This is a genomic window from Nocardia rhizosphaerihabitans (assembly GCF_014646295.1).
GTDB classification, from domain to species: domain Bacteria; phylum Actinomycetota; class Actinomycetes; order Mycobacteriales; family Mycobacteriaceae; genus Nocardia; species Nocardia rhizosphaerihabitans.
In genome coordinates this window covers 490,999-515,155 of record NZ_BMNE01000003.1, presented here as the reverse complement: position 1 = coordinate 515,155, position 24,157 = coordinate 490,999, and the positions used below count along the sequence as shown (strand labels likewise).

The window sequence follows — 24,157 nt, the reverse complement described above, 5'->3', positions numbered from 1 at the left end:
GGCCCGGGGCTGCGGACGGCACTGCGTGCCAGGTTCCGCGGTCCCCGGACCGGTGTGGGTTGAACCGGTTCGACCGGTTCGGATCAGCCTGCGGGCTTGACGATGTTGACCGGCTTGGCCCAGTTGGACAGTTCGACGGTGACCTCGCCCTGGTCCTTCTTCACCACGGCGCGAACAAGATTCGGGCCCTCGCCGGTGGACGCGGCGTCCGACGGCTTGGTCGAGTCGGAGGCGGGCGGGGCGGTGTCCTGGATCCACAGGGTGATCGGCATGGTGCCCGCGTTCTCACCGACGCGCGGCACGATCGGGTCGATCACGGCGGCGTCGATGGTGCCGGTGATCTTGACGGTGTTGATGCCGTCGATGACCTCACGGCTCTCGGCCTTGGGGTTCTGGACGTTGGCGATCACGTTGGCGATGCCCTTGTCCTTGTCCAGGATGACGCCCGGATCGTAGACCTTCTCGGCCGGGCCCGCGGGCACGTAGCGGCCGCCGGTCTGGGTGTACAGAACCTTGTCCACCACAAGGAACTTCGCCTCGGTGAACTGGGACTCCGGCGTGAGCTTGACCTTCGCCTCACCCATCGCGGCGCCGGAGCCCTGGGTCTCGTTGGTGACGTCCGCCGAGACGGTTTCCACCGGCAGGTTCGGCAGGTTCTTCACGTCGATGTCCAGGTGCACCGTGCGCAGGGTCTGCGTGGTCTTCGCCGACTCCTTCACGAGCTGCGCACCGTCGGGCAGCTGCCCGGTCGGCGGCGCAGCCGTGGTGGCGGCGTCATCCTTGGTGCAGCCGGTCACGAGGGCCGCGCAGAGGGCGGCGGCCGCGACGATCGAGGTGATGCCGGAGCGCCGCGAGAAGCGGCTCCGGGGGGTGGGGTGTGGTGTCATGTCGATCAAGTTTCATCCCCTGGAGATGTCGTGTATGGCGTTGGTGAGGCAGCCGAAGCTGCCGGTGCCTGCGACATACTAAGCAGACCATCGGACATCTCGCGCTCCCCCGACGGCGATAGTACCCGAGGTTCGCAGATTGCGACTTGCAAGGGGCGGTAGAGTTTTCAGCTCTGAAAAGGCCCAGGTAATCGGCCGTCCGCGCAGGTCAGCCGAGCGCGTGCACGCTCTCGATGTGCTGATCCATCGGTACCGGCCGCTGTTCCTCGGACATCGCGAGCAGTCTCGGCATCGTCTCAGTCGCCGCGGCGTCCGCCGGGGCACATTGACCAGATTCACCGGGACCGAGGGGCCGCGCCTGATTCCGCATCGGCCAGTACAGCAGCCAACGAACAGTGACACCGACGACATCGCGTATCGGAAGGTCGCCGGATTGAGCGGTGGCCGTCATTTCACCGTGCGAGGGGCAGCACTGTCGCCAGGGTGCGCAGGGCAGCGAGGTAGTCCTCGTTCAAGACCTGGATCGCGACGTGGCCTGCCCCCGCAGACAAGTGCTCGGCCAACCCCGCAGCGACCCTGCCGGGTTCGCCATGGAGCGCGAGCACGTCGATGAGCCGATCACTGCCCGGAGTTGCCAGGTCCTCCTCGGTGAAGCCGAGCCGGCGCAGATTGCTGACATAGTTCACCAACCCCAGATACATCGGGACCATTTGCCGGGCGAGGGCTCGTGCCCGGTCGGGGTCACCGTCGAGGACCACCTTCTGCTCTGCGACAAGAAGTGCGTCCGCACCGACGATCTCGTGGGCGATTCGGGTGTGCTCCGGCGGGGCGAGATAGGGCAGTGCACCGGCGGTCCGGTCGCGTGCCAGTTCCAGCACTCGCGGCCCGAGTGCCGCCAGTGCCCTGCCACCCTTCGGCACCCCCGCCGCGTCGAGTTCGTCCAAGTAGCTCACCAGGGCGTCATACGGCTTGATCGCATCAGCACCATCGGCCTCGCGATGACCGGCTCCGATGCCGAGCAGGAACCGACCGGGAAACCTCTGTTCGATCCGGTGGAAGGACTCCGCCACCTCATCGGCCCGCGCTGTCCAGATGTTGACGATGCTTGTTCCGACGATCAGCGATTCCGTCGATTCCAGCAGCGATTCGGCTGCCGACAGATCCGCCGGCGGCGAGCCTCCCAGCCACAGCGCCCCGAATCCCAGCTCTTCGATCTCCCGCGCGGCCTGCGGGGTGAACCCCTTGTATCCGCGCCACACACCGTATTTTCCGGCAACCTTTGTCATGCCGGACGCAACCGTCCGCCCGCCCCGTCCTATTCCCATCACTCCGGCAAGGTTCGGCGGAATCCGGGCAGCTGGTGAGGACGCCCTCGAGTCGGGATTCAGGGTCAGAAGCGGCGGGTCGGCAAGCGGCGGCGACCGTCAAGTTCGTCGCGCAGCGCCTCGCATCCGACGAGCAGGGCTTCGAGGTCCAAGGCGGCGTGCAGGTGCGCGGTGCTGTCGCTGACTCCGACGTCGGGTGGCGCGCCCGATTCCCGGCCGGCGGTCCCGCGAGCCGCGGCCTCGGGGAAGGGTGGACAGCCCTCCTGTGGACGTGGCTCGGCGACCGATCGGGGCACGACAGGCCCGCGGCGGCCACACTGGGCAACGCCGAGTTCCGTCCCCTCGGTGTCGCCCCGGGTGCCTACGTCATGGCCGACTGACCGTCGGCCGTTGGGCCTATGCCAGGCTCATCGCCCCTTCACGACATCGACCGCGACGCCGATGACCGCGACGTTGTAGAAGAATCCGATCACCGAATGGAGCAGTACCTGCGCCCGGAGGTGACGGGTTCTGGTCGTGACGTCGGAGACGGCGAACGAGACCCCGATGGTGAAGGAGAAGTAGGCGAAGTCCAACAAATTCGGCCGAGGGGTATCAGGGAACGACAGTTGTTCTTCTGGAAGCCGCCGGTAGTAGGCGCGGGCGTACTGTTCGGCGAACCCCAGGTGCAACAGGAACCAGGCCAGCAGCGCAACCGCCACCGCGATGACTTCCGTGGACACCGCCTGTTCCTCGTCGACGTCGCCTGCCACGATCGACAACACCGTAGCCAACCCGACGGCGCTCGTGACCACCGTCAAGACCAGTGCGGTCCAGCTATCGGGAATTTCGTCCAGCCACTCCGCGGGGTCGTCGGCGTGCCGGTTCCGCAGTAACCGCACCAGCCAAGCACCGATATACACGGAGGAAAGCAAACCCCAGCAGAGCAACCACCCACGAGGTTCACCTGCCCACAATGCGGCAACGCCGACCACAACCAAACTCGCCTCGAGTACTCGACCGGCGATCACCCTCATGCTGCTCATAGCGAAGGCTCCTTTAACGTTGGGATCCACCGACTGCGAGCAGCCGACCTCCCTCGATGAGTACGAGTTCGCCCGTTCCATCTCGACGCGTCGTCCTAGGAGACGAGGAGTGCGATCGCCGTAGCGATGTCGTCCAACTCGGCATGGCCGACTCGAATGCCGCCCTGCGCGAGAGCATTACCCCACGGACGGTGACAGATTCGACCGCCAACTGCTCGGCGTGTGGATCAGTGCTGCGTCGAACGAACTGTACAACCCGAGGTCGGCAGGCGACTCCTCACGTTCATCCCCGCGCGCACCAGACCCGCGGCCGCCACCGCCTGCACCGTTCCGTCCACACAGCCTGGCCCCGTGCCTGCTGACGCCCCTACGCCTGTTGACGCTGTGCCGCTACTCGCGCCGCGATCTGTGCGCCGTAGAGATCGGGGTAGCCACCCGCGGCCTGTATCGTCGCGCTCCACCGTCCGACGGTGCAGATCAGCTCGTCGGCGTCCTCCCCCAGCGCCTCGAGCGCTGGTCGCAGCTGACGGTCGGTGGCCGTCTCGATCTCCTCGCGCGCGGCCCGGCCTGCCGGTGACAGCAGCTCACCGTCGAGCAGGCGGCGTTCCTGCAGGCGACGCGTCGCGGCGTCGAGCTGCGCATCCGACCATCCCCTGGTGTAGACGTAGGTGCGCGGTGGCAGGTCCCATCGCTGCTCACTGAGCAACCCCATCTCCACCGCGTCGAAACCCGCCGCGATCCAGGCCGCGGTATGGGAGTCGCCGCGGTATTCCCGGAGCCGGTCGGCCAGCGCCCACGCGCGACCGAGCCGATCGTCGGGCAGGTCGATGGCACACAGTCCCGCGAACAGTGGCCGCCCCGCCACCTGCAGGGGTTCGGTTGCGCGAGTGAGTAATTCGACCACCCGCCTGAGGCCCTCCGGTTCCTCTCCGAGCATCCGGCGCAGCGAGTCCGTCGCCCCGCGGCGACGAGCGGCGGCGAGCGAGGCGGGATCGGTGACCGCCCAGCCGCGCTCGACCGCCGCGGCGACCATGCCCGGCTCGAACACCGCGAACGCGGCAGCGACGACCGCATCGCGCGCGTGCCCGAGTGCCGAGCCACGGCTGGCGTTGTAGGCATCGCGATTGGAGGTCTGTGCACCGCCGCCCAGCGACCCGCGACCCGCGCCGAAGCCGAGCGCGGTGTACTCGGCGTTCGCCTCGGTGGAGAAGTACACCTGTCCGGCGAACGGCTCGATCGCGGCCCACAGGGCGCGGGCACGGGCACTGCACACGGCGTCGGTGATCATCGGCTCACTTCCTTCGGGTAGTTGACGATGCGGGCCGCGTCGCACCGCTCCGCGATGGTCAGAGCGGGATAACTGGCCAACATCAGGGCCGCACTCCACGGTTCGAGCAAACCGATGAGCTCGTCGAGGTCATCGCCGAGTGCCGCGATCGCGCCACGCGATTGCTGGTCCGTCGCGACCTCGACAGCTTCTCGTGCCCACGTACCCTTCGCCGTGAGTCCCCTACCGTCGACGTGGCCGCGCGAGCGCAGTCGCTCCTGCGCCGCGTCGAGCTGTTCGGTGGTCCAACCTCGGGACCGCACATAGGTGCGAGCGGGCAGCCCGCGCGCCAACTCACCGACCAGACCGATCTCGGCGGCATCGTAGCCTGCCGCGTTCCAGGCGGCCGTGTGCGAGTCGCCACGGTACTCCCGCACGCAGTCGGCAAGGCGCCAGGCGCGGCCGATCGCGCTGTCGGGCAGATCGAGCGCACGCAGACCGGCGAACAGCGGGCGCCCTTCCGACCGGAGCGGTTCCAGCGCCCGCGTCAGCAGCGCGGTCACGCGCTCGGTCCCCGCCGGGCAGGGTCCCAGCACCCGTTCGAGGTGCGCGATCGCGCCCGCAGTGCGCGCGGCGGAGATCGTCGCCGCGTCGGTGAGCCGCCACCCGTATTCGACTCCGGCCTCGACGACGCCCGGCTCGAACACGGCGAAGGCCGCCGCCACCACTGGGCCGTGGACCTGACCCATCGCCGCGCCGCGACTGGTGAAATACGCTGCAGCATCCGGTGTCGCGACGTTGCCCAGCGTTCCGGGCGGCGCGAAACCGAGACGCTCGTAAGCGGCATGGCACTCCGGCGCGAAGTACACGTGCCCCGCCAAGGGTTCGATCGCCTGCCGCAGCGCCCGCGCGCGTCGGCTCGACTCGTCGATCACCATCTGCATCACTGTTTCGCCTTCCCTGACGTAATGGCTGTTCGTGCCGTCGAGCCCGATCACAGCGGGCCGCAGCCACGCGCCGCGTTCGAATCCGCGCTGCGCGCTGGTTACCTCTCGGCGCGCTCGGGAAGCCCGCCCGCCCACAGTGCCGCAGCGATCAGCACAGGCTGACCGAACAGCCGGAGCAGGCGCTTGGTGTCGGTGTCGAGGCCGAACGCGCTGGTGCCCTCGACGTACTGGGCGATATTGCCGGGGAAGATCGCGACGAAGAACGCGGCGAGCGCGAGCCCGACGATCCGCCGCTTGCGTGGCAGGGCGAGCAGTGCGAGGCCGAACCCCACCTCGGCGACACCGGAGCCGAGCACGGTGAAGTCGGCGTCGAGGGGGAACCAGTCCGGCACCTGCGCCTGGAACTCGCCGCGCGCGAAGGTGAGGTGCGAGACGCCGGCAACTGTCATGAGGCCGCCGAGCGCGAGCCGGGTGACACGCTGCGAGCGCCGCTCGGACGGCGGGCTGGTGAGCGAGAGCATGGGTGTCCTTCCAGGTAGATTGAGATTGCGCACAGGGGGCGACGGCGTCGGGACGCGCCGGTTGTGGAATCAGAGTTGATATCCGCGCCGACGCTGAAGCTCCAGCACAGTGCGACCACCGTTTCGGCCGCGTCGCTCTTGGAAATCGGTCGTCCGGCATCGAGCCAGTCTCTGGCCGCGAGATGGCTCGCGCCGACGAGGCCCGACGCGCACATGCCAGCTCGGGCCGGGTCGACACCAGCACCGCGCAACTGGTCACTCACCAGCGTCGTGCATTCCCTCATGGCACAACTCACCCGCCACGCGATGACTGGTTCGCTGGGCACCGGGGTCTCGAACACGAGCACGTGTCCACCCTCGTCCTCGTCGACGAAGTCGAAGTAGGCCATGACCGCACGCCGCACACGTTCGCCGTACCCGGCGTCCACAGCCACGCCTCGACGAACACCGGCCACCATCCGGTCCAGATACTGCTGCAGGACAGCGACATACAGATCGAGCTTGTCAGGGAACTCGGTGTAGAGCACCGGCTTGCTTATGCCCGCCCGGGAGCTGATGTCGTCCATTCGAGCACCGTGGTACCCAGCGGTCGCGAACACTCCGCGCGCCGCGGCCAGAAACGCCTCGCGACGACATCCTCGATCATCCACGTCACCGATGGGTGAAGTGCGCGGTGCGCTTGTCGACGAAGGCGTTCATGCCTTCCTTCTGATCCTCGATCGCGAACAGCGAATGGAAGACACGGCGCTCGAAGCGGATTCCCTCGGCGAGGGTGGTCTCGAAGGACCGGTTCACCGCCTCCTTGGCGATCATGGTGACCGGCAGCGACTTGGCCGCGATGGTCTCGGCGACCTCGGCGGCGGTGTCGAGCAGGTCGTCGGCGGGCACGATGCGCGAGACCAGACCCGCCCGTTCGGCCTCCTCGGCGCCCATGTTCCGGCCGGTCAGCACCAGGTCCATCGCCTTGGCCTTACCGACCGCGCGGGTCAGCCGCTGCGAACCGCCGATGCCCGGGATCACGCCGAGTTTGATCTCGGGCTGCCCGAACTGCGCGGTGTCGGCGGCGATCAGGATGTCGCACAGCATGGCCAGCTCACAGCCACCGCCGAGGGCGTACCCCGCGACCGCGGCGACAGTAGGCTTGCGGAACTGGGCCAGCCGGTCCCAGCGCGCGAAGAAGTCGTCCATGAACATGTCCATGTACGACTTGGGCTGCATCTCCTTGATGTCGGCGCCCGCCGCGAAAGCCTTGGCGGAGCCGGTGATCACCACCGCGCCGATCTCGTCGTCGCGCTCGAGTTCGTCCAAGGCGGCGACGATGTCGTCGAGCACCTGGGTGTTGAGCGCGTTGAGAGCCTTCGGCCGATTCAGCGTGATCCAGCCGACCCGGTTCTTGCGCTCGAGCAGGATCGTCTCGTATTCGGTCATTCGGTGCCCTCCCCGGAACGCTCCCGGATGTCGGTGACGATCGCCGAGAAGTCCCGGCGCGCGTCGGTCTGGTTGAACCGCGCGTAGAGCGCGGCAGCGAGCGTGCGGTATGTGGATACCGGAAACCGACGACACACTGACCGCCTGTACGGCCAGTATGTCACAGGCAGCGGGACACCACTAGCCGCCCAGCCCCCTCGAAAAGTTTCACGCCCGCCGATGCCCACCAATTTGCCCACCTGCTAATTGAACACATTGTATGTTTAGTGTTGTGATCCACGTAACACACCCCGATATCCCGGAGGCCCGGGCGGAGGTGCCCTCCTCAACCAGTCAGCGCGGTTCGAGACCACGACTCACCTGATCGCGAACAGGTCGCTCCGGCAACGGAACCGGCCCGCGCTCCTCACTCCACATACCGCCTGTCGACTCTCTCCCCGCATTCTCGAACGGCTGCCGTAACGCCGGTGCGGGCGAAATATTCAGGTCTCCGATTCCCCGCCGCACCGGCCCCTGTCCGCCCGGTTGCGATCAAAGGCCCTTCACCCTCGTGGGTCACCGCCTGCCACGCAGGCACCGCCCACAACTCGACGTTGCCGCTATCGCGCGGCCAGCACACTCAGCAACACCCGAGAACGGATCAAGATGACCACGAAACAATCCACCGCACCCACCGGTGTATCCGGGACCGATCCCGTCTACTCACACGCACGCGCCTGGGGCATCACCGCCACCGTCGTCGTGCTGTACGTCATCAACTACTCCGACAAGGCGATCCTCGGCATCGCCGCCAAACCGCTCCGGGATGAGCTCGGTCTCACCGCCTCCCAGATCGGCATGATCGGCAGCGCCTTCTTCGTCACCTTCGCCGTGGGCGGCCTGCTCGCCGGGCCGTTGGCGCGCCGGGTGAGCATGCGCTGGCTGCTGATTCTGATCGCGCTGTCCTGGTCTCTCGTCATGCTGCCCACAGTCGTTGCGGCATCCTTCGGCGTTCTGCTGGTGAGCCGAATGCTGCTCGGATTCTTCGAGGGACCGGCCCTCGCCGTTGTGTGCACGGCGATCTTCGCCTGGCACCCCATGGAGAAGCGGGCACTGCCCAGCGCCTGCCTCACCGCCAGCGCGCCGCTGACCAAGATCCTGGCGGCACCGGCCCTGGCGGCCATCGTGGTCCACTGGGGATGGCGCGCCGCCTTCCTCACCCTGGCCGGCCTCGGCGCCGCATGGGTGCTGCTGTGGCTGTCCACCTGGAAGGAGGGACCTTACGGCGCGAAGGCCGTAGCCGCCGCCGAGGCCGAGGCCGAGAACGCCCCAACCATCAAGGTCCCGTGGCTGCGCATCTTCCTCACCCCCACCTTCATCGCCGCGACACTCGCCATCTTCAGCGCCTACGCGCTGTCCACCACCGTCTTGACCTGGCTCCCCTCCTATTTCGAAGAGGGACTCGGCTACAGCCGACTGACGGCAGGCAGCCTGTTCGGTGTCCCCAGCATCGCGGGCCTCTTCTTCATATTCAGCACGACCTTCATCGCTGACCGGATGATGGCGAAGGGCACCTCAGGACGTGCCATGCGGGGCATTCTGCCCGGGTGCACACTGCTGGTCACCTGCGTGAGCCTGCTGGCGCTGCCCTTCCTGAGCACGCCCGCGCAGGCGGTGGCCGCGATAACCCTCGGTTACGGCATCAGCAACTGTGTCTACGCGTTGTTCATCGCTGGTGTCTCCCAGCTGTGCCCGCCGAGCCAGCTGGCGGGCACCCTCGGCCTGTTCACCGCCCTCATGTCGGTGGGCGGCCTGATCGCCCCCTACCTCACCGGTGTCATCGTCGACGCGGCGGAGACCAAAGCCGACGGCTACCTCCTGGCGTTCCAGATCTACGGCGTCACAGCCGGTATCGGCGGCCTCCTCGCGATCGCGTTGATCAACCCCGAGCGCGACGCACGTCGCGTCATGGGCTGACAACCCAGCGAAACGACGGCAGGCTCCGGTGGATTCATCCACCGGAGCCTGCCGCTGCTGCCGTTCGCCTCGCGGAGCCTCAGAACGCCGTATCGGCGAGGTCCATCACAGCATGATCGATACTGTCCAGCACGCCGCGCACTGCGGCGAGCCCGGGCAGGATGTCGGCGGCGAAGAAGCGCGCCACCGCCACCTTGCCCGCCCGGTAGTCGGGGTCGACGGTGCCCGATGCCAGCGCCACGCTCGCCTGCCACAACAGCAGCCAGCCGATGACCAGATCGCCCACCGCCATCAGGAACCGCACCGACCCGAGCCCGACCCGATAGACCTCGGCCGGGTCCGTACCGGTGGCATAGCCGGTCAGGACCGCCGCCATCGCTCGCGCATCCACCACCGCCGCGACCAGCAGATCGGCTTCACCGGCCAGCTCCGACGGTACTGCCGCCGCGAATTCGGTGATCTTGCCGAGCAGGAACTCGAACGCGACGCCCTTGTCCCGCAGGATCTTCCGGAAGAAGAAGTCCTGAGCCTGGATCGCCGTGGTGCCTTCGTAGAGCGAGTCGATCTTCGCGTCACGCAGGTACTGCTCGATCGGGTAGTCCTGCAGGTAGCCCGAGCCACCCAGGGTTTGCAGCGACTCGGTGAGCATCGCGAAGGCGCGTTCGGAGCCGACACCCTTCACGATCGGCAGCATCAGGTCGTTGACTCCGGCTGCCATCGCGGGGTCGGCGCCAGAGACGACCTGCGCCGCCTCCTCGTCCTGATGCGCCGCGGTGAACAGGTAGACCGCGCGCAGCCCTTCGGCGTACGCCTTCTGCATGAGCAGCGACCGGCGCACGTCCGGGTGGCGCAGAATGTTCACCCGGGGTGCCGATTTGTCCGCGATCGCCGTCAGATCCGCACCCTGCACGCGATTGCGGGCGTAGTCGAGCGCGTTGAGGTAGCCGGTGGACAGGGTGGCGATCGCCTTGGTGCCCACCATCATCCGCGCGGTCTCGATAATCTGGAACATCTGTGCGATGCCGTTATGGGTATCGCCGACCAACCAACCCTTGGCGGGCGTGCCGTGCCCGCCCAGGGTGACTTCGCAGGTGGCCGATACCTTCAGCCCCATCTTGTGCTCGAGGCCGGTGACGAATACCCCGTTGCGATCGCCCAGCTCGCCCGTTTCGGAGTCGAAGTGGAACTTGGGGACATAGAACAGGCTCAAACCCTTGGTTCCCGGCCCAGCGCCTTCGGGTCGGCCGAGCACCAGGTGCACGGTGTTCTCGAACAGATCGTCGGCGTCCGCGGAGGTGATGAAGCGTTTGACACCTTCGAGGTGCCAGCTGCCGTCTTCCTGAGGGATCGCCTTGGTCCGGGCGGCACCCACATCGGAACCGGCGTCGGGTTCGGTCAGCACCATGGTGGTGCCCCAACCGCGCTCCACCGCGAGTTCGGCCCACCGCTGCTGTTCCTCGTTGCCGATGCCGTACAGCACGCCCGAGAACGCGGGACCGGTCAGGTAGAAGAAGATGCCGGGCTGGGCACCGAGCAGGAATTCGGTGATCGCCCAGGCCACCATCGACGGGGCGGGGACACCGCCCACTTCCGGCCGCAGCCCCACCCGGAACCATTCGGCGTCCTGCCAGGCGCGCAGCGATCGCTTGAACGATTCCGGGATGCTCACTGTGTGCGTGGCGGGATCGAAGGTCGGCGGGTTGCGGTCGGCGTCGGCGAACGCCTCCGCCACCGGGCCTTCGGCCAGCTTCGCGGCCTCGGCGAGCATGGTGCGCACCGTCTCGCCGTCGAGATCGTCGAACGCGCCGGTGGCGAGGATCTTGTCCAGCCCGAAAACGTCGAACAGCGTGAATTCGAGGTCGCGAACATTCGCGCGATAGTGGCCCATCAGCGCGTCCCCAGCGGAAGGGACTTCGCGATGACCTCGTTCATGATCTCGGTCGCCCCGCCACCGATGCTGAGCAGCCTGCCGTCGCGGAAGAGCCGCTCGACTTCGTTCTCGCGGATGTAGCCCATGCCGCCGAAGATCTGCACCGCCTCGTTGACGACGTACTCGCAGGCGTTCGCCGCGGTGTTCTTGGCCATCGGCACCTCGGCGCCGAGGGCCTCGCCCGCGACGTAGCGGGACAGCACATCTCGCACGTAGACCCGGGCGACGGTGATCCGTCGCGCCATCTCGGCGAGCTTGTGCCGGATCACCTGCCGATCGGCCAGCGGTTGACCGAAGGTGACCCGGTCGCGCACCCACGGCAGGGTGAGGTCGAAGGCGCGCTGGGCGGTCGCGTACCCCTGCACCGCAAGATTGAGCCGTTCACCGTCGAGGCGAGTCATCAACTGCGCGAAGGCCGAGCCCTCCATGCCGACCAGATTCGCCACGGGCACCCGCACGTTGTCGTAGTGCAGTTCGGCGGTGTCCGAACACAGACAGCCCATCTTCTCGAGCTTGCGCCCCACGGAGAATCCCGGCGTGTCGGTGTCGACGATCAGCAGGGACAATCCCCGATGGCCTGCGTCACCGGTGCGAACCACCGTCGTCACGTAGTCGGCGCGGGTCCCCGAGGTGATGTAGGTCTTGGCGCCGTTGACGACGTAGTGATCGCCGTCGCGCACTGCCGTGGTGCGCACGGATGCCACGTCGGAGCCGGTGCCCGGCTCGGTGATCGCGAGGGAACCGATCCTCGCACCCCGGAGGGTCGGTTGCACGTATTCGACTACCTGGGCGGGATCGCCCGCGGTGGCGATGTGCGGCGCGGCGATGGTATGCGTCAGCAACGACCCGCACAGACCCGGACTACCGCCGTTGCCGATCAATTCCTCGATCAGGATGGACAGATCGATGTAATCACCCGCGCCACCGGCGGATTCGGGAAACGCCAGTTCGAGCAGGCCCAGCGATCCGGCTTTCCGGTGCAGGGAGCGCGGCAGCTGCCCGTCGCGCTCCCACTGGTCCATGTTCGGCGCGATCTCGCGGATCGTGAAGTCGGCGACCAGCTTTCGCAGCTCCAACCGTTCGGGAGTGGTCCAGAGGTTGCTCAATGTCGACCTTACCGTTCCAGCCGAACGGGCAGCTCGGTGATGCCGTTGACGAAGTTGGACCGCAGCCGGACCGGCGTGCCGGTGACCTCGACGGTGCTGAAGCGCTCGAACAGCTTGGTCAGCAGGACGCGGCCCTCCAGGCGAGCTACACCGCTACCGAGGCAGAAGTGAGTACCGAACCCGAAGGAGACGTGTGGGTTGGTCTTGCGCGTGATGTCGAAGGTGTCGGGATTCTCGAACACGGTGTCGTCGCGGTTGGCAGCGGCATAGGACAGCACGACCTTGTCGCCTGCCTTGATCTGCTGCCCGCTGACCTCGGTGTCCTGGACGCAGGTGCGCCGGAACTGGAGGATCGGCGGGAACATCCGCAGGATTTCTTCGACGGCCTGCGGCATCAGGCTGGGGTCGTCACGCAGCAGCTGGAACTGGTCCGGGTTCTGCGACAGCAGCAGGATCGCGCCGTTGAGCATGTTGCGAGTGGTTTCGTTGCCGGCGATGACCAGCAGCTGGAAGAACCGGTCCAGCTCGTCATCGGTGAGGCGGCGACCGTCGACCTCGGCATTGACCACCAGACTCCACACATCGTCGGTGGGTTCGGCACGCTTGGCCGCGGTCTGGGCGCGAGCGTAGGCGAACAACTCGAGGAACGCCGAGACGTAGGACTTCTTGTCCACGGCTTCCGGATCGTCGAAGCCGACCATGCGGTTGGTCCAGTCGAACAGCAGATGCCGTTCGTCGGAGGGGACGCCGAGGATGTCGGCCAGCACCAGCAGCGGCAGCTCGGAGGAGACCTGCTGGACCCAGTCGATGTCGCCGCCGTCGCCGAGCCGGTCGACGATCGCGTCGGCGTGCGCGCTGATGGATTCCATCATGCCGTTGACCACGCGCGGCGTGAAGGCCTTGCTGATGAGCTTGCGCATCTGGGTGTGCATCGGCGGGTCGATGTTCAGCATCGCTTGGCGCTGGATCTGAAGTTCCGCGCGAGACACCTCACGAACCCAGGTCCCGCCCTCATAAGAGCTGAACACCTCGGGGCGCTTCCCCGCGGCCATCACGTCGGCGTGCTTGGTGAACAACCAGAAGCCCGGGCCACCGGGGAAGTCACCCGAGGCCGGTTCGGGCACCCACACGACCGGCGACTCCCGGCGCAGTGCGGCGACCTCGTCGTACGGGAAGCCGTCTAGGTAGGTGTCGGGGTTCCCGAAATCGGGGACGGTGGTGATCATGCTTGCTCCTGTGGGGTGGAAACTGCGGCGGCCTTGGCCCAGGCATAGTCGGCTTTGCCGTTCGCGTGCCTGCCGACCCTGTCGACGCGAAGGAAGACCTTAGGGATCTTGTAGCCCGCCAGCGCTTCGCGGCAGCCGTCGCGCAACTGCTCGGTCGTGACAGTGTCGTCAGCGGGTTGGTACAGCGCGACGACCTCTTGCCCCCAGCGTTGGCTGGGGCGCCCGACGACCACGGCGTCGGCGACGCCGGGTAGCCCTCGCACCACCTGTTCGACCTCTTCGGCGAAGACCTTCTCCCCACCGGTGTTGATGGTGGTGGCCTCCCGCCCGAGGAATTCGAACTCGCCGGTGTCAGTGAGGCGGGCGCGGTCACCGGGGACCGAGAAGCGGCGGCCGTCCACGGTGACGAAGGTCGCCGCGGTCTTGTCCGGATCACCGAGGTAGCCCATGGGAATGGCACCACCCTGGGCCAGCCAGCCGATCTCCTCGCTGCCGGGTTCGACTATGCGGGTACGGGTTTCGTCGATCAGCGCGGTGTTGCCGCGCGCCGAGAAGGTACTCGAGCCGGAGCCGCGTTTGGCGTGCAAACCCGTCTCGGAGGAGCCGAGCATGTCGCTGATCCGCACGCTGGGGATGAGCTCACGCAGTTGGTCCTTGAGCGAGTCACGCAGCGCGGCACCGCTGTTGACGATGAGCCTCAAGGCGGGCGGGGTGCGCGGACGTGTCTGGAGCTCGGACACCATCGGCGCGCCGAACGCGTCGCCGACGATGGCGATCGAGGTGACCTCGTGCTGTACGCAGGTGTCGAGCAGCACGCCGGCATCGAACCGTTCCGGACTCGGCTGGAAGACGATGGTCGCACCGGAAAGCCAGCCGCCGAGGGCGATACCGGTCCCGGCGCCGTGCATGAGCGGCGGTGCGGGGAGCACCCGGCCGCGGATCCGCAGCGCCCGCTCGACGACTTCCTCCGTCGACGTCGCCTTGCGGACGCCGAGCGGACCGGCCACGAGATCGCCGACGCGCCAGATGACGCCCTTCGGCATACCGGTGGTGCCGCCGGTGTAGAGCAGGTGGCGGTCTTCCGGCCCGGATTCGGGGACACCCCGTTCGGGATCGGCTGCGGCCAGCGCGGTTTCGTAGTCCAGCGCGCCGTCGAGTAGCGGTGCGCCGCTGCCGTCGTCGACCTGGATCAGCAGCGGGGGTTCGTCCAGCTCGGTCAGCGCCGCCGCGAGGGTCTCGGCGAAGTGCCCGCCGAACAGCACCGCGTTTGCCTGTGCGTCGCGTAGCAGGTACGCCAGCTCGGTGGGCGTGTAGCGGTAGTTGATGTTGAACGGCGCGACCGATGCCTTGTGCGCGCCGAGAACGCCCTCCAGGTACTCCGCGCCGTTGTGCAGGTAGAGGCCGAGGTGGTCCTGACCGGTCTCCCAGGCGTTGTCGACGGGCTTGCGTCCGCCGAGCCCGTTGGCCCGCAGTACCGCGGCGAACCTGCGCGTCCGGTCGGTGGTCTCGCGCCAGCTGCAACTCCGCTGTGCGGTGATCACACACGGTTCCTCGGCGAGTGCCTCGGCGATCGCCTCGTGCAGTGTCGCCAGGTCGAATTCGGGCATGGTCATTCTCCGCTCGCTACGACCCACACCGGGTAGCTCTCGCCCTCGGACGGGTTGACGAATTCTGAGCGCAACGCGGCTCCCACCAGGGGCTCGCCTGTGATTCGCGCGTACAGCCACGGCCCCTCGGCCAGTTCGACGACGCCGACGGTGTACGGCACCAGGTCGGCGAAGGCGGGGTTGGGTGCCTTGTGCACCGTGGTCCACGTGATGAGCGTTCCCGTGCCCGAGGCGCTGGTCCACACCGGATCGCTACCACCGCAATCGGTGCAGACCATCGCCTCGGGCGCCAGCGAACGCCCGCAGCCTGTGCACTTCTTGATGGCCAGCTCCCCCCGGCCCGCCGCGTCGAAGAACTCGGCGCTCTTGGCATCACGCTTCATGGGCGGCCAGGTCACTGTTTCGCTCATCGGCCGGCTCCACTCAAGACCAGCGTGGCATGGTGTTCGAGGACGCCACCACTGCCGCTCACCATGATCACGTCCTTCTTGTCGACCTGTCGTGCGCCGGCCTGACCGCGTCCCTGCACGACCGCTTCCACGATCGGCGTGAATCCGGTGAGGTAGTAGCTCGACAGCTGGCCGCCTCCGGTATTGCAGGGCAAGCTGCCGCCGGGACCGAGTTTGCCGTCGGACACGAACGAACCGCCCTCGCCCTTGGCACAGAATCCGTAGTCCTCGAGGGTGACCAGCACCGTGAAGGTGTAGCTGTCGTAGAGCTCGAGCAGATCCACATCGCTGACCGAGACGCCTGCCATGCGCAGCGCCGCGGGCCCCGCGACTGCCGCACCGGTGCGCAGACCGAAGTCCGAACCCTGCCGCATCACCTGCCCGGGATGGGCTTGGCCCCAACCGAGGATGTCGACGGGTGGCTGTGCCAGTTCACGGGCCCGTTCGGCGGAGGTGACGATGACCGCGGCACCACCGTTGGAGACCAGACAGCAGTCCAGCAGGTGCAGCGGGTCCGCGATCAGAGGTGAGGACTGGTGGTCCGCGACCGTGATCGGCTTGGTGAACTGCGCGACGGGATTGTGGGCCGCCCAGCTACGCTGGCCGACCGCGACCGCGCCGAGCTGTTCGCTGGTCGTGCCGTAGGTCTCGAAATGACGACGGGCGGCCATGGCGTAGAACAGGTTCGGCGTGATCGCGCCGATGCCGAGGTGGTACGAGGCGAATCCGCTGGGCAGTGCGCGCTGTGTTCCGAAAGCATCACGGGCCGAACCCTTTTCGCGCAGTGGAGCATCCGCGAACACGCAGGCGACCGCAGTGGCTTCACCGCTGTTGATCGCCTGTGCCGCTGCTGCGATCATGGCGGCCGGGCTGGCACCGAGGGCGTGGATCTCGGCGAGTAGCCGCAGATCCCGCAACCCGAGCACTTTCTGCAGGGACAGCTTCGGGGAGCCCTTGGTTCCCGGGCTCACCAGCAGGCCGTCCAGGTCGGTGACCGCAAGGCCCGCGTCCGCCGCCGCGAGCCGAACCGCTTCGGCCGCGAAATCGGTCGCGCTACGCCCGTAGACCTTGCCGACGTCGGTGAGACCGAGCCCGGCGATAGTCGCGGTGGCCGCCATCACCGACCCTCCCACTTCGGCTTACGCTTCTCGGCGAACGACCGTGGCCCTTCCTTGGCGTCGGCGGTTCGCAAGATCGCCTTGGCCGCGTCGTCGCTCAGCTTCCACGACTCCGCCTCCCAGTCCGACATCGCCGCGGCCTGATACAGCACACGCTTGCTCACCTGCACGGCCAGCGGCGCGTTGCGCGCGATCTTGCCGGCCAGTTCGATCGCCGTGTCGAGCACCTGGTCGGCAGGCACTACACGGTTCACCAGTCCCCAGCGCAGTGCTTCCTCTGGCGAGATCGGCGCGCCGGTCATGACGGCTTCCAGCGCGATCGCCAGTGGTACGCGTCGCGCCATGCGCAGCAGCCCGCCGCCGGCGGCGATGATGCCGTGCCGCACCTCGGGCAGGCCGAGGGTGGCGGCGTCGCTCATCACCGCCAGGTCGCAGGCGAGCACGAACTCCGTTCCGCCACCGAGCGCATAACCGTTCACCGCCGCGATCAACGGCTTGTCGAGCAGCTGCTTCATGATGCCGCCGAACCCACGCTCGCGCTGGTCCGGTCCGATCAGTGACCGCTTCGCCGCTACTTCCTTCAGGTCCGCGCCCGCGCAGAACGCCTTTCCGGCGCCTGTGAGAATGCCGACCCGTAGCTCCGGGTCGGCGAGAAATTCGTCCACCGCCTCTTGCAGCGCGATCGACATGGCGGCGTTGACCGCGTTCATCGCGTGCGGGCGGTTCATCGTGATGATCGCGACGTGCCCGTCCTTGCGGAGGAATGCCGGTCGCTCTTCGTCGGGCTGAACCATGAACTCATGGTATGACCGTACGGGCGGTCAGTCAAGTTCCGATTCCCCAGGTAGCGAACTGGTTCAGCGCGGCGGGCGCCCCGCTGATCGCCACGAACGAGTGCCTGTGTGCATGCTGCACACGGCCACTCGCCGGAGGTCCGATCGTCGAGGGGTCAGAGGTTGCCGACGACCAGCTCCAGTTGCGCTTCGATATGGGCGGCGGCCTGTTCGCGCAGCGCCGGACGGTGTCCGGTCGGCCACAGCCCGGGAGCCGGGGTGTAGTCGCGCAGGACCTGCTTGGCCAGTGTCGTCTTGTGCACCTCGGTCGGGCCGTCGGCGATGCCCATGACCTCGGCGTGGATCAACATGTCGACGAACGGCATCTCCTCGGAGACACCGAGCGCCGTGCAGGTGCAGCGCGCGCTGGGCCACATCGTGGAGCACCCGCGGCATCGCCACCTTGATGGCCGCGATGTCCTTGCGCACCTTCAGGTAGTCCTGCTCCTTGTCGATGCGCCAGGCGGTGTGCAGCACCAGGAGCCGGAACTGCTGCAGATCGATCCAGCTGTCGGCGATCCGCTCCTGCACCGATTGCAGAGAGCCGAGGGTTCCGTCGCGCACCTGCCGCGAGACGGCGCGTTCGCACATCATGTCGAAGGCCTTGCGTACCAGGGCGACAGTGCGCATGGCGTGATGCACACGTCCGCCGCCGAGGCGTGTCTGGGCCACCGCGAACGTACCGCCCTCGGGACCGAGCAGATGGTCGACGGGCACCCGGACGTCGGTGTATCGGACATAGCCCTCGTGGTCGCTGAAGCCGTGTACCGCGACATTGCGCACGATCTCGAGCCCGGGCGTGCCCGCGGGCACGAGGAACATCGACATGCCCTCATAGGGACTGACCTCGGGGTCGGTGACCGCCATGACAATGAAGAACTCGGCGAAGGCCGCCACCGAGTTGAACCACTTCTCGCCGTTGATGACCCAGCAGTCCCCGTCGCGCACCGCCGTGGTGGTGAACAGGGTGGGATCGGCGCCGGCCTGCGGCTCGGTCATCGAGTAGCAGGAGCCGATCTCACCGTCGAGCAGTGGCTGAAGGTACTTCCCACGCTGCTCGGGCCCGCGATCGCCATCGCCTTCTCGTCCGAGCGGTCGTAGGGGCTGCCGAACACCAGATCCAATGGTTCGACCTCGGTGCGCACGAACTCGTCGGCCCAATCGAGGACCTGCTGGAACTCGGGGTCGGTCTGAAAATCCCATGCCATGGGTTGTTACCTCACTGAGTTCGGATGTTTGGATGGCTGATCGGTGATCAGCGGATGCCGCCGTCGAGGCGCAGAATCGAGCCGGTGCAGAACGAGGACGCATCGGATGCGAAATACAGCGCGGCGCCGATGATCTCATCGGGTCGCCCGGGTCGGCCCAGTGCGACCGCCGATTCGAACTGCGCCCGGAATTCCGCAGGCCACGCCTTGGCGATATCCGTCTCGAAGGGCCCGCACTGAATAGCGTTGACCCGAACCTTGGGGCCGAAGGCCTGGGCGAACCCCTCGGTCACATTGTTGAGGCCCGCCTTCGCCGCCGAGTAAGGCAGCGCGATCACGTCGGAGCGGGTAGCCGCCACCGAACTGATATTGATGATGGAACCGCCGTCGCCCGCGGCCATCCGGGTGCCGATCTCGGCGCACAGCCGGAACGGTCCCCGGAGATTGACCCCGATCACCTTGTCGAACAGCGACTCCCCCACCGCGTCCAGGCTCGGATACAGCGGTGAGATACCGGCATTGTTCACCAGGATGTCGACCCGTCCGAATTCGCCGTAGGCCGCCTCGATCAGTGCGTCACAGTCGGCCCAGTCGCCGACGTTGGCCGCCACCGGCAGAGCGCGCACGCCGTACTCCGCCCGCACCTTCGCCGCGGTCTCCTTACAACTGTCGATTTTGCGCCCGGCGATCACGACATCGGCACCCGCCGCGGCGAACGCCTCCACCACTTCCCGGCCGAGGCCCCGGCTACCGCCGGTGACCAACGCCACCCGGCCTGCCAGCAGCTCGCTCGTCTGCAACGTCACGTCATTTCCCTCGTTTCCACTGAATGCCTACGTCGATTATGCTGACCGTACGAGCGGTCAGTCAATGGCCGAAACATGCGACCTCCGAGGAACCCGCCATGGCTTATGTCATCACCCAGCGCTGCTGCAACGATGCGACCTGCATCGCCGAGTGCCCGGTGGACTGCATCCGGCCCACCCCGGATCAACCCGAGTTCGCCACCGCGGAGATGCTCTACATCGATCCCGATACCTGCATCGACTGCGGCGCGTGCGCGGACTCCTGCCCGGTGCAGGCCATCTTCCCAGAGGACGAACTGACCGAATCACTGTCCAGGTACCGCGACATCAATGCCGAGTATTTCCAGGCCAATCCACTGGAAGCGGATTTCACTCCGATCCCTGCCGAGCTGCGTCCCCCCAAAGAGCGGGGAACGCTGCGGGTGGCCATCGTCGGCGCGGGCCCGTCCGCCTGCTACGCCGCGCAGGAACTGCTCGAGCGCGGCGATGTCGAGGTCGACATGTTCGACCGCTTACCTACGCCATGGGGCCTGGTCCGCGCGGGTGTCGCGCCCGATCACGCGGGCACCAAGATCGTCACCGACGCCTTCGCCGCAGACTTCCGGCGCGACAATTTCCGGTTCCACCTCAATGTCGAGGTCGGCGACCATATCTCCCACGACGAGCTCCTGGCCCACCATCACGCCGTGATCTACGCCGTCGGCGCCTCCACCGACCGTCGGCTCGGCATTCCCGGCGAGGACCTGCCCGGCAGTCACTCCGCCACCGAGTTCGTCTCCTGGTACAACGGGCACCCGGACTTCGCCGACCGCGAATTCGACCTCAGCACCGAGCGCGCGGTCATCGTCGGCAACGGCAACGTGGCACTGGACATCGCCCGGATCCTGACCACCGATCCCGATCAGCTCGCCACCACCGACATCGCCGATCACGCGCTCGAGGCATTGCGCCACAGCGCGATTCGCGAAGTCGTCCTCCTCGGCCGCCGCAGTCCCGCCGAGGCCGCCTACACCTCGCCGGAGTTCCTGGCACTGGGGTACCTGCCGGATGTCGACGTGGTCGTCGACACCGCGGACCTCGAGCCAGGTGACGCACTGAAGGTCCGCCTCGCTCACGAATACGCCGAACGCCCCAGCACCCCCGGCAACAAGCGAATCGTGTTCCGCTACCTCGCCTCCCCGCTCGCGATCACCGGCTACGGCCACGTCGAGGCACTCGAGGTGAGCCGCAACCGGTTGGTCTCCTCCGAATCCGGCCCCGCCGCCGAGGCGACCGGCGAGACCGGGACACTGGCCACCGGACTGGTGCTGCGCTCCATCGGCTATCGCGGTGAGCCGGTCCCTGACCTGCCCTTCGACGACGCGCGCGGCATCGTCCCCAACGACCAGGGCAGCGTCGCGCCCGGCGTCTACGTGACGGGCTGGATCAAGCGCGGCGCACGGGGCGTCATCGGCACCAACAAGGTCGACGCGAAGGAGACGGTCGACAAGATCATCGGCGACTTCGCAGCCGGTGAGCTGAAGACACCGATCAACGACCGGGAGGCGCTGGCGGCGCTGGTCCGCGAACGTCAGCCCGAGGTCGTCGACCGCGACGGCTGGACGGCGATCGATGCCGCCGAACGCGCGGCGGGCGAGGCTGCGGGACGGCCCCGCGTCAAGATCACCACGGCGGTCGATCTGGTTCGCACCGCCGGTCGCTGAGCGGACATCGAAACAAGCGAATTCGGCCGGTGCCTACAGGCACCGGCCGAATTCGTTGTCCGCGCGAACCGCGGTAGCCGATCTAGTCGATCAGCGCCGCCGCATCGGCGAACAGCTGCAGAGTGATCCCGTGCAGATGATCGCCGGTGGCCTTGGGCGCCTTCCCCGCGATGGCACGCGCGTAGGTGCCCTCGAGGATGATGCCGAGCTTGAACCCGGCGAGCACCGTATACCAGGTGATCGAACTCAGATCGCGGTCGGAGAAGCGGGCATAGTGCTCGATCATCTCCGACGCGGTCGGAAGTCCGCCCGCCGCAGCCAGTTTCGGAGTGACAGCGGCACCGGCGGCACCGGCCGGGCTGGTGGCGATCTGCCAGCCGAGGTCGAGCAACGGGTCACCGATGGTCGACATCTCCCAATCCACCATCGCCGCCAGCTGCGGACCGTCGAACCGGAACATCATGTTCGCGAGGTGGCAGTCTCCGTGCATGATGCCCGGCCGCCACTGCGCGGGGCGGTTGGCCTCGAGCCAGGACGACACTCGATCCAATTCCGGAATGTTCGGCCCGATGTAGCCCTCATTGGCGCGGTAGCCGTCGAGTTCGCGAAGCCAACGCTGTACCTGCCGCTCCAGGAAGCCCTCGGGCTTGCCGAAATCGGCCAGCCCGAGCGCGGTGTGATCGAGCGCCCCCAGCCGGGCGATACCCTCGACGGCTGACAGCGACATCGCGTGGCGAACCGCCGCGTCCCCGGTATGCAGATCGGGAAGATCTGTGCCGGGGTTGAACCCGTCGACCGGGTCCATGAGGTAGAACGCCAGACCAGGCAGCACCGTCTCGTCTGCCGACACCGCGACGACGCGCGGTGCGCGCACATCGGTCTCACCCAGCGCTGCGAGCAGCCGCGCCTCACGACGCAAGACATTGTTGCTGACCGGGCGCGGATGTTTCGGCGGACGGCGCAGCACATAGTCGCGGCCACCTCGGGTGAACCGCAGCATGATGTTCTGGGTGCCGCCGCCGATCGGCGCGACACCGGTGATCTCGCCGGGCGCCAGACCCTCGGAGTCCATCCAAGCACCCACGGCGTCGATGTCGATGGCCTGCCATTCGGAGGCTGCGGATCTCGTGTCGATGGATCCCGTCATTCGGCGTACAACCCTTCGATCTCGTCGGCGTACTTGGCGTTGATGGGCTTGCGCCGCAACTTGCCGGTCGGGGTCAGCTCGTCGCTGCCCTCGCTCCACACGTCCGGAAGCAGCGCGAACTTCTTGATCTGCTCCACTCGGGCGAGTTTGCGGTTGCCCTCGTCCACGCCTTCCTGGATGGCCGCTAGCACGCGGGCGTCCTTGGCCAGCACCGCCGGATCGGGTTCGAGACCGAACTTCTCCGCGAAGGCCGGCACGGCGGCACCGTCGAGGGTGATGAGCGCGACGTTGTACGGCCGTCCGTCACCGATCGCGATCACCTTGTCGATGAGCATCGACGAGGTGGAGATGGCGTTCTCGATGTTGCTGGGCGACATGTTCTTGCCGCCCGCGTTGATGATGAGTTCCTTCTTGCGGTCGACGATGGTGTAGTAGCCCTCGTCGTCCACGGTCACCACATCGCCGGTGTGCACCCACCCGTCGGCATCCTTGGCCTCGGCGGTCTGTACCGGATCGTTGCGGTAGCCCTTCATGGTGAACGGAGCGCGGATCAGCAGCTCACCGTCCTCGAGCACCGTGCCTTCGTAGCCGGGCAGCAGGGTGCCGATGGTGCCGGGCTTGGCGAGTTCCGGCGGCGCGGCGGTGGCCAGGCCGATTTCGGACATGCCCCAGATGTCGGTGACCGGAATGCGCAGCTTCCGCAGGAAGTTGAAGACACCCAGCGGGCAGGGCGCCGCACCGGTCATCGCCCAGCGCACCTGGTCGAGTCCGAGCTTGGCGCGGATCGCGTCGATCACCTGCGGAACTTCGGCCTCGAATCCGGCCCGCAGTTGATCGTTGTCCGCGAGCTGCAATTCGACGCCGGCCTTGAGCTTCTCCCACACCCGTGGAACGGCGGAGAACACCGACGGCCGCACCTCCGCCAGCGTCTGTGGCAGCTTGGTGAGATCGTTGAGGGTGGTCAACTGCGCGCCGTTGGCGACGCCGAAGTAGTAGGTGACACATCGGTCGGCGGCGTGCGCCGACGGCAGGTACGAAATCACCTGGTCACCGCTTTCGATCGGGAAAGCGCTCGTGACCGCAGCGGCCATCGCCAGCACACCGCTGTGGGTGTGCTCGACGCCCTTCGGCGGGCCGGTGGTGCCGGAGGTGTAGATCATGCACAGCACGTCGTCGGGCAGTACCGCGTTCCATGCGGCTTCGTAGTCGAAATCCGGCGCGGGCTCGAGACGGTCCAGATCGCCGTCCTCCACCACGAGGATGTGCTCGATGTCGGCCCCGGACGCCTGCAACTTGGCAATGTACTGCTGCTCGGTCACGAGGACCTTCGCGCCCGAATGGGCGAGCAGATAGTTGATCTGGTCGGGGGCGGAGGTGTTGTAGATCGAGAAGGTGGTCGCGCCGAGGTGGTTGGCCGCCATCTCGGAGAGGTTGAACGCCGGCTGGTTGGTGAGCAGGCTCGCGAACACGTCACCTCGGCGGAGTCCGAGGGCCGCCAATCCGCCGGCGATGCGGCGTACTTCGGCATCGAACTGGGCCCATGTGTAGCTCTGCGTACCGTCGTAGCTGCGAAGCGCGACGGTATCAGGGTGGTTGGCCACCTGGCGCTGGAATGCCTGGGGCATAGTCTGCGGATCGGACACGGATACTCCTGGTGAATCACTGCAT

22 protein-coding genes and 1 pseudogene are annotated in these 24,157 nt (G+C 67.2%); 2 read left to right on the top strand and 21 right to left on the bottom strand.

Features of this window, described 5'->3' with window-relative positions:
• Positions 1–83: 83 nt before the first annotated feature.
• From IEY60_RS15255 to IEY60_RS15210, 10 genes are all read right to left on the bottom strand, one after another.
• Positions 84–887 carry an LppX_LprAFG lipoprotein gene (locus tag IEY60_RS15255; RefSeq protein WP_189028518.1) on the bottom strand — a complete coding sequence of 268 codons (804 nt, stop codon included), beginning with the start codon at positions 885–887 and terminating at the stop codon, positions 84–86.
• 452 nt (positions 888–1,339) lie between these two features.
• Entirely contained in the window at positions 1,340–2,173 is an 834-nt protein-coding gene (locus tag IEY60_RS15250) for an LLM class F420-dependent oxidoreductase (RefSeq protein WP_229739848.1), read from the bottom strand.
• Between the two features lie 104 nt (positions 2,174–2,277).
• The gene (locus IEY60_RS15245) at positions 2,278–2,508 is read right to left on the bottom strand and encodes a hypothetical protein (RefSeq protein ID WP_189028508.1); all 231 of its coding nucleotides are present in this window, start codon (positions 2,506–2,508) and stop codon (positions 2,278–2,280) included.
• A 111-nt stretch (positions 2,509–2,619) separates the two neighbouring features.
• The gene (locus tag IEY60_RS15240; protein ID WP_189028506.1) at positions 2,620–3,318 is read right to left on the bottom strand and encodes a DUF1345 domain-containing protein; all 699 of its coding nucleotides are present in this window, start codon (positions 3,316–3,318) and stop codon (positions 2,620–2,622) included.
• A 286-nt stretch (positions 3,319–3,604) separates the two neighbouring features.
• Positions 3,605–4,525, bottom strand: a complete 921-nt coding sequence (locus IEY60_RS15235) for an SCO6745 family protein (RefSeq protein WP_229739847.1) — start codon at positions 4,523–4,525, stop codon at positions 3,605–3,607.
• Entirely contained in the window at positions 4,522–5,442 is a 921-nt protein-coding gene (locus IEY60_RS15230) for an SCO6745 family protein (protein ID WP_189028504.1), read from the bottom strand. The genes IEY60_RS15235 and IEY60_RS15230 overlap by 4 nt, the downstream gene beginning before the upstream one ends.
• A 107-nt stretch (positions 5,443–5,549) precedes the next feature.
• Positions 5,550–5,900, bottom strand: coding sequence for a DoxX family protein (locus IEY60_RS15225; RefSeq protein WP_229739846.1), 351 nt, complete (start codon positions 5,898–5,900; stop codon positions 5,550–5,552).
• Complete coding sequence (locus tag IEY60_RS15220) at positions 5,897–6,622, bottom strand: TetR/AcrR family transcriptional regulator (protein ID WP_268241475.1); 726 nt, start codon at positions 6,620–6,622, stop codon at positions 5,897–5,899. Before IEY60_RS15220 ends, IEY60_RS15225 begins: the two co-directional genes overlap by 4 nt.
• Position 6,623: 1 nt before the next feature.
• The gene (locus IEY60_RS15215; RefSeq protein ID WP_189028500.1) at positions 6,624–7,400 is read right to left on the bottom strand and encodes an enoyl-CoA hydratase; all 777 of its coding nucleotides are present in this window, start codon (positions 7,398–7,400) and stop codon (positions 6,624–6,626) included.
• Complete coding sequence (locus tag IEY60_RS15210; protein WP_229739844.1) at positions 7,397–7,537, bottom strand: hypothetical protein; 141 nt, start codon at positions 7,535–7,537, stop codon at positions 7,397–7,399. The genes IEY60_RS15215 and IEY60_RS15210 overlap by 4 nt, the downstream gene beginning before the upstream one ends.
• Positions 7,538–8,045: 508 nt before the next feature.
• Here IEY60_RS15210 and IEY60_RS15205 point away from each other — a divergent pair.
• On the top strand, positions 8,046–9,356 hold the full coding sequence (locus IEY60_RS15205; protein ID WP_189028498.1) for an MFS transporter: 1,311 nt from the start codon (positions 8,046–8,048) through the stop codon (positions 9,354–9,356).
• Between the two features lie 79 nt (positions 9,357–9,435).
• On the opposite strand, the gene IEY60_RS15200 is transcribed toward IEY60_RS15205, so the two are convergent.
• The 9 genes and pseudogenes from IEY60_RS15200 to IEY60_RS15160 form a co-directional block, all read right to left on the bottom strand.
• Positions 9,436–11,244 carry an acyl-CoA dehydrogenase gene (locus tag IEY60_RS15200; protein WP_189028496.1) on the bottom strand — a complete coding sequence of 603 codons (1,809 nt, stop codon included), beginning with the start codon at positions 11,242–11,244 and terminating at the stop codon, positions 9,436–9,438.
• On the bottom strand, positions 11,244–12,392 hold the full coding sequence (locus IEY60_RS15195; protein WP_189028494.1) for an acyl-CoA dehydrogenase family protein: 1,149 nt from the start codon (positions 12,390–12,392) through the stop codon (positions 11,244–11,246). The genes IEY60_RS15200 and IEY60_RS15195 overlap by 1 nt, the downstream gene beginning before the upstream one ends.
• Before the next feature lie 8 nt (positions 12,393–12,400).
• Positions 12,401–13,618 carry a cytochrome P450 gene (locus IEY60_RS15190; RefSeq protein ID WP_189028492.1) on the bottom strand — a complete coding sequence of 406 codons (1,218 nt, stop codon included), beginning with the start codon at positions 13,616–13,618 and terminating at the stop codon, positions 12,401–12,403.
• A complete protein-coding gene (locus tag IEY60_RS15185; protein WP_229739843.1) occupies positions 13,615–15,231 on the bottom strand; it encodes an AMP-binding protein in 1,617 nt (538 codons plus the stop codon). The genes IEY60_RS15190 and IEY60_RS15185 overlap by 4 nt, the downstream gene beginning before the upstream one ends.
• Entirely contained in the window at positions 15,228–15,635 is a 408-nt protein-coding gene (locus IEY60_RS15180; RefSeq protein ID WP_189028489.1) for a Zn-ribbon domain-containing OB-fold protein, read from the bottom strand. Before IEY60_RS15180 ends, IEY60_RS15185 begins: the two co-directional genes overlap by 4 nt.
• Positions 15,632–16,792 (bottom strand): thiolase family protein, encoded by a 1,161-nt coding sequence (locus IEY60_RS15175; protein WP_189028487.1) that lies wholly within the window; start codon positions 16,790–16,792, stop codon positions 15,632–15,634. The genes IEY60_RS15180 and IEY60_RS15175 overlap by 4 nt, the downstream gene beginning before the upstream one ends.
• Positions 16,792–17,586, bottom strand: a complete 795-nt coding sequence (locus IEY60_RS15170; RefSeq protein WP_189028485.1) for a crotonase/enoyl-CoA hydratase family protein — start codon at positions 17,584–17,586, stop codon at positions 16,792–16,794. Before IEY60_RS15170 ends, IEY60_RS15175 begins: the two co-directional genes overlap by 1 nt.
• 155 nt (positions 17,587–17,741) lie before the next feature.
• Positions 17,742–18,833 (bottom strand): annotated as a pseudogene (locus tag IEY60_RS15165) (acyl-CoA dehydrogenase family protein).
• A gap of 47 nt (positions 18,834–18,880) precedes the next feature.
• Positions 18,881–19,618, bottom strand: a complete 738-nt coding sequence (locus IEY60_RS15160) for an SDR family NAD(P)-dependent oxidoreductase (protein WP_189029418.1) — start codon at positions 19,616–19,618, stop codon at positions 18,881–18,883.
• Positions 19,619–19,737: 119 nt separating this feature from the next.
• Here IEY60_RS15160 and IEY60_RS15155 point away from each other — a divergent pair, with 119 nt between their 5' ends.
• Positions 19,738–21,342 (top strand): FAD-dependent oxidoreductase, encoded by a 1,605-nt coding sequence (locus IEY60_RS15155; protein WP_189028483.1) that lies wholly within the window; start codon positions 19,738–19,740, stop codon positions 21,340–21,342.
• Positions 21,343–21,424: 82 nt separating this feature from the next.
• On the opposite strand, the gene IEY60_RS15150 is transcribed toward IEY60_RS15155, so the two are convergent.
• Positions 21,425–22,489: a phosphotransferase family protein gene (locus tag IEY60_RS15150; RefSeq protein ID WP_229739842.1), complete on the bottom strand. Its 1,065-nt coding sequence runs from the start codon at positions 22,487–22,489 to the stop codon at positions 21,425–21,427.
• Positions 22,486–24,114, bottom strand: coding sequence for an AMP-binding protein (locus IEY60_RS15145; protein WP_189029414.1), 1,629 nt, complete (start codon positions 24,112–24,114; stop codon positions 22,486–22,488). The genes IEY60_RS15150 and IEY60_RS15145 overlap by 4 nt, the downstream gene beginning before the upstream one ends.
• Positions 24,115–24,157 lie beyond the last annotated feature (43 nt).

Coding starts and splice junctions, on each gene's coding strand:
- IEY60_RS15180 (WP_189028489.1), bottom strand. CDS start 15,635: ATGAGCGAAACAGTGACCTGGCCGCCCATGAAGCGTGATGCCAAGAGC.
- IEY60_RS15155 (WP_189028483.1), top strand. CDS start 19,738: ATGGCTTATGTCATCACCCAGCGCTGCTGCAACGATGCGACCTGCATC.
- IEY60_RS15230 (WP_189028504.1), bottom strand. CDS start 5,442: ATGGTGATCGACGAGTCGAGCCGACGCGCGCGGGCGCTGCGGCAGGCG.
- IEY60_RS15200 (WP_189028496.1), bottom strand. CDS start 11,244: ATGGGCCACTATCGCGCGAATGTTCGCGACCTCGAATTCACGCTGTTC.
- IEY60_RS15185 (WP_229739843.1), bottom strand. CDS start 15,231: ATGACCATGCCCGAATTCGACCTGGCGACACTGCACGAGGCGATCGCC.
- IEY60_RS15175 (WP_189028487.1), bottom strand. CDS start 16,792: ATGGCGGCCACCGCGACTATCGCCGGGCTCGGTCTCACCGACGTCGGC.
- IEY60_RS15215 (WP_189028500.1), bottom strand. CDS start 7,400: ATGACCGAATACGAGACGATCCTGCTCGAGCGCAAGAACCGGGTCGGC.
- IEY60_RS15145 (WP_189029414.1), bottom strand. CDS start 24,114: ATGCCCCAGGCATTCCAGCGCCAGGTGGCCAACCACCCTGATACCGTC.
- IEY60_RS15250 (WP_229739848.1), bottom strand. CDS start 2,173: ATGACAAAGGTTGCCGGAAAATACGGTGTGTGGCGCGGATACAAGGGG.
- IEY60_RS15255 (WP_189028518.1), bottom strand. CDS start 887: ATGACACCACACCCCACCCCCCGGAGCCGCTTCTCGCGGCGCTCCGGC.
- IEY60_RS15205 (WP_189028498.1), top strand. CDS start 8,046: ATGACCACGAAACAATCCACCGCACCCACCGGTGTATCCGGGACCGAT.
- IEY60_RS15235 (WP_229739847.1), bottom strand. CDS start 4,525: ATGATCACCGACGCCGTGTGCAGTGCCCGTGCCCGCGCCCTGTGGGCC.
- IEY60_RS15225 (WP_229739846.1), bottom strand. CDS start 5,900: ATGACAGTTGCCGGCGTCTCGCACCTCACCTTCGCGCGCGGCGAGTTC.
- IEY60_RS15170 (WP_189028485.1), bottom strand. CDS start 17,586: ATGGTTCAGCCCGACGAAGAGCGACCGGCATTCCTCCGCAAGGACGGG.
- IEY60_RS15190 (WP_189028492.1), bottom strand. CDS start 13,618: ATGATCACCACCGTCCCCGATTTCGGGAACCCCGACACCTACCTAGAC.
- IEY60_RS15240 (WP_189028506.1), bottom strand. CDS start 3,318: ATGGAACGGGCGAACTCGTACTCATCGAGGGAGGTCGGCTGCTCGCAG.
- IEY60_RS15150 (WP_229739842.1), bottom strand. CDS start 22,489: ATGACGGGATCCATCGACACGAGATCCGCAGCCTCCGAATGGCAGGCC.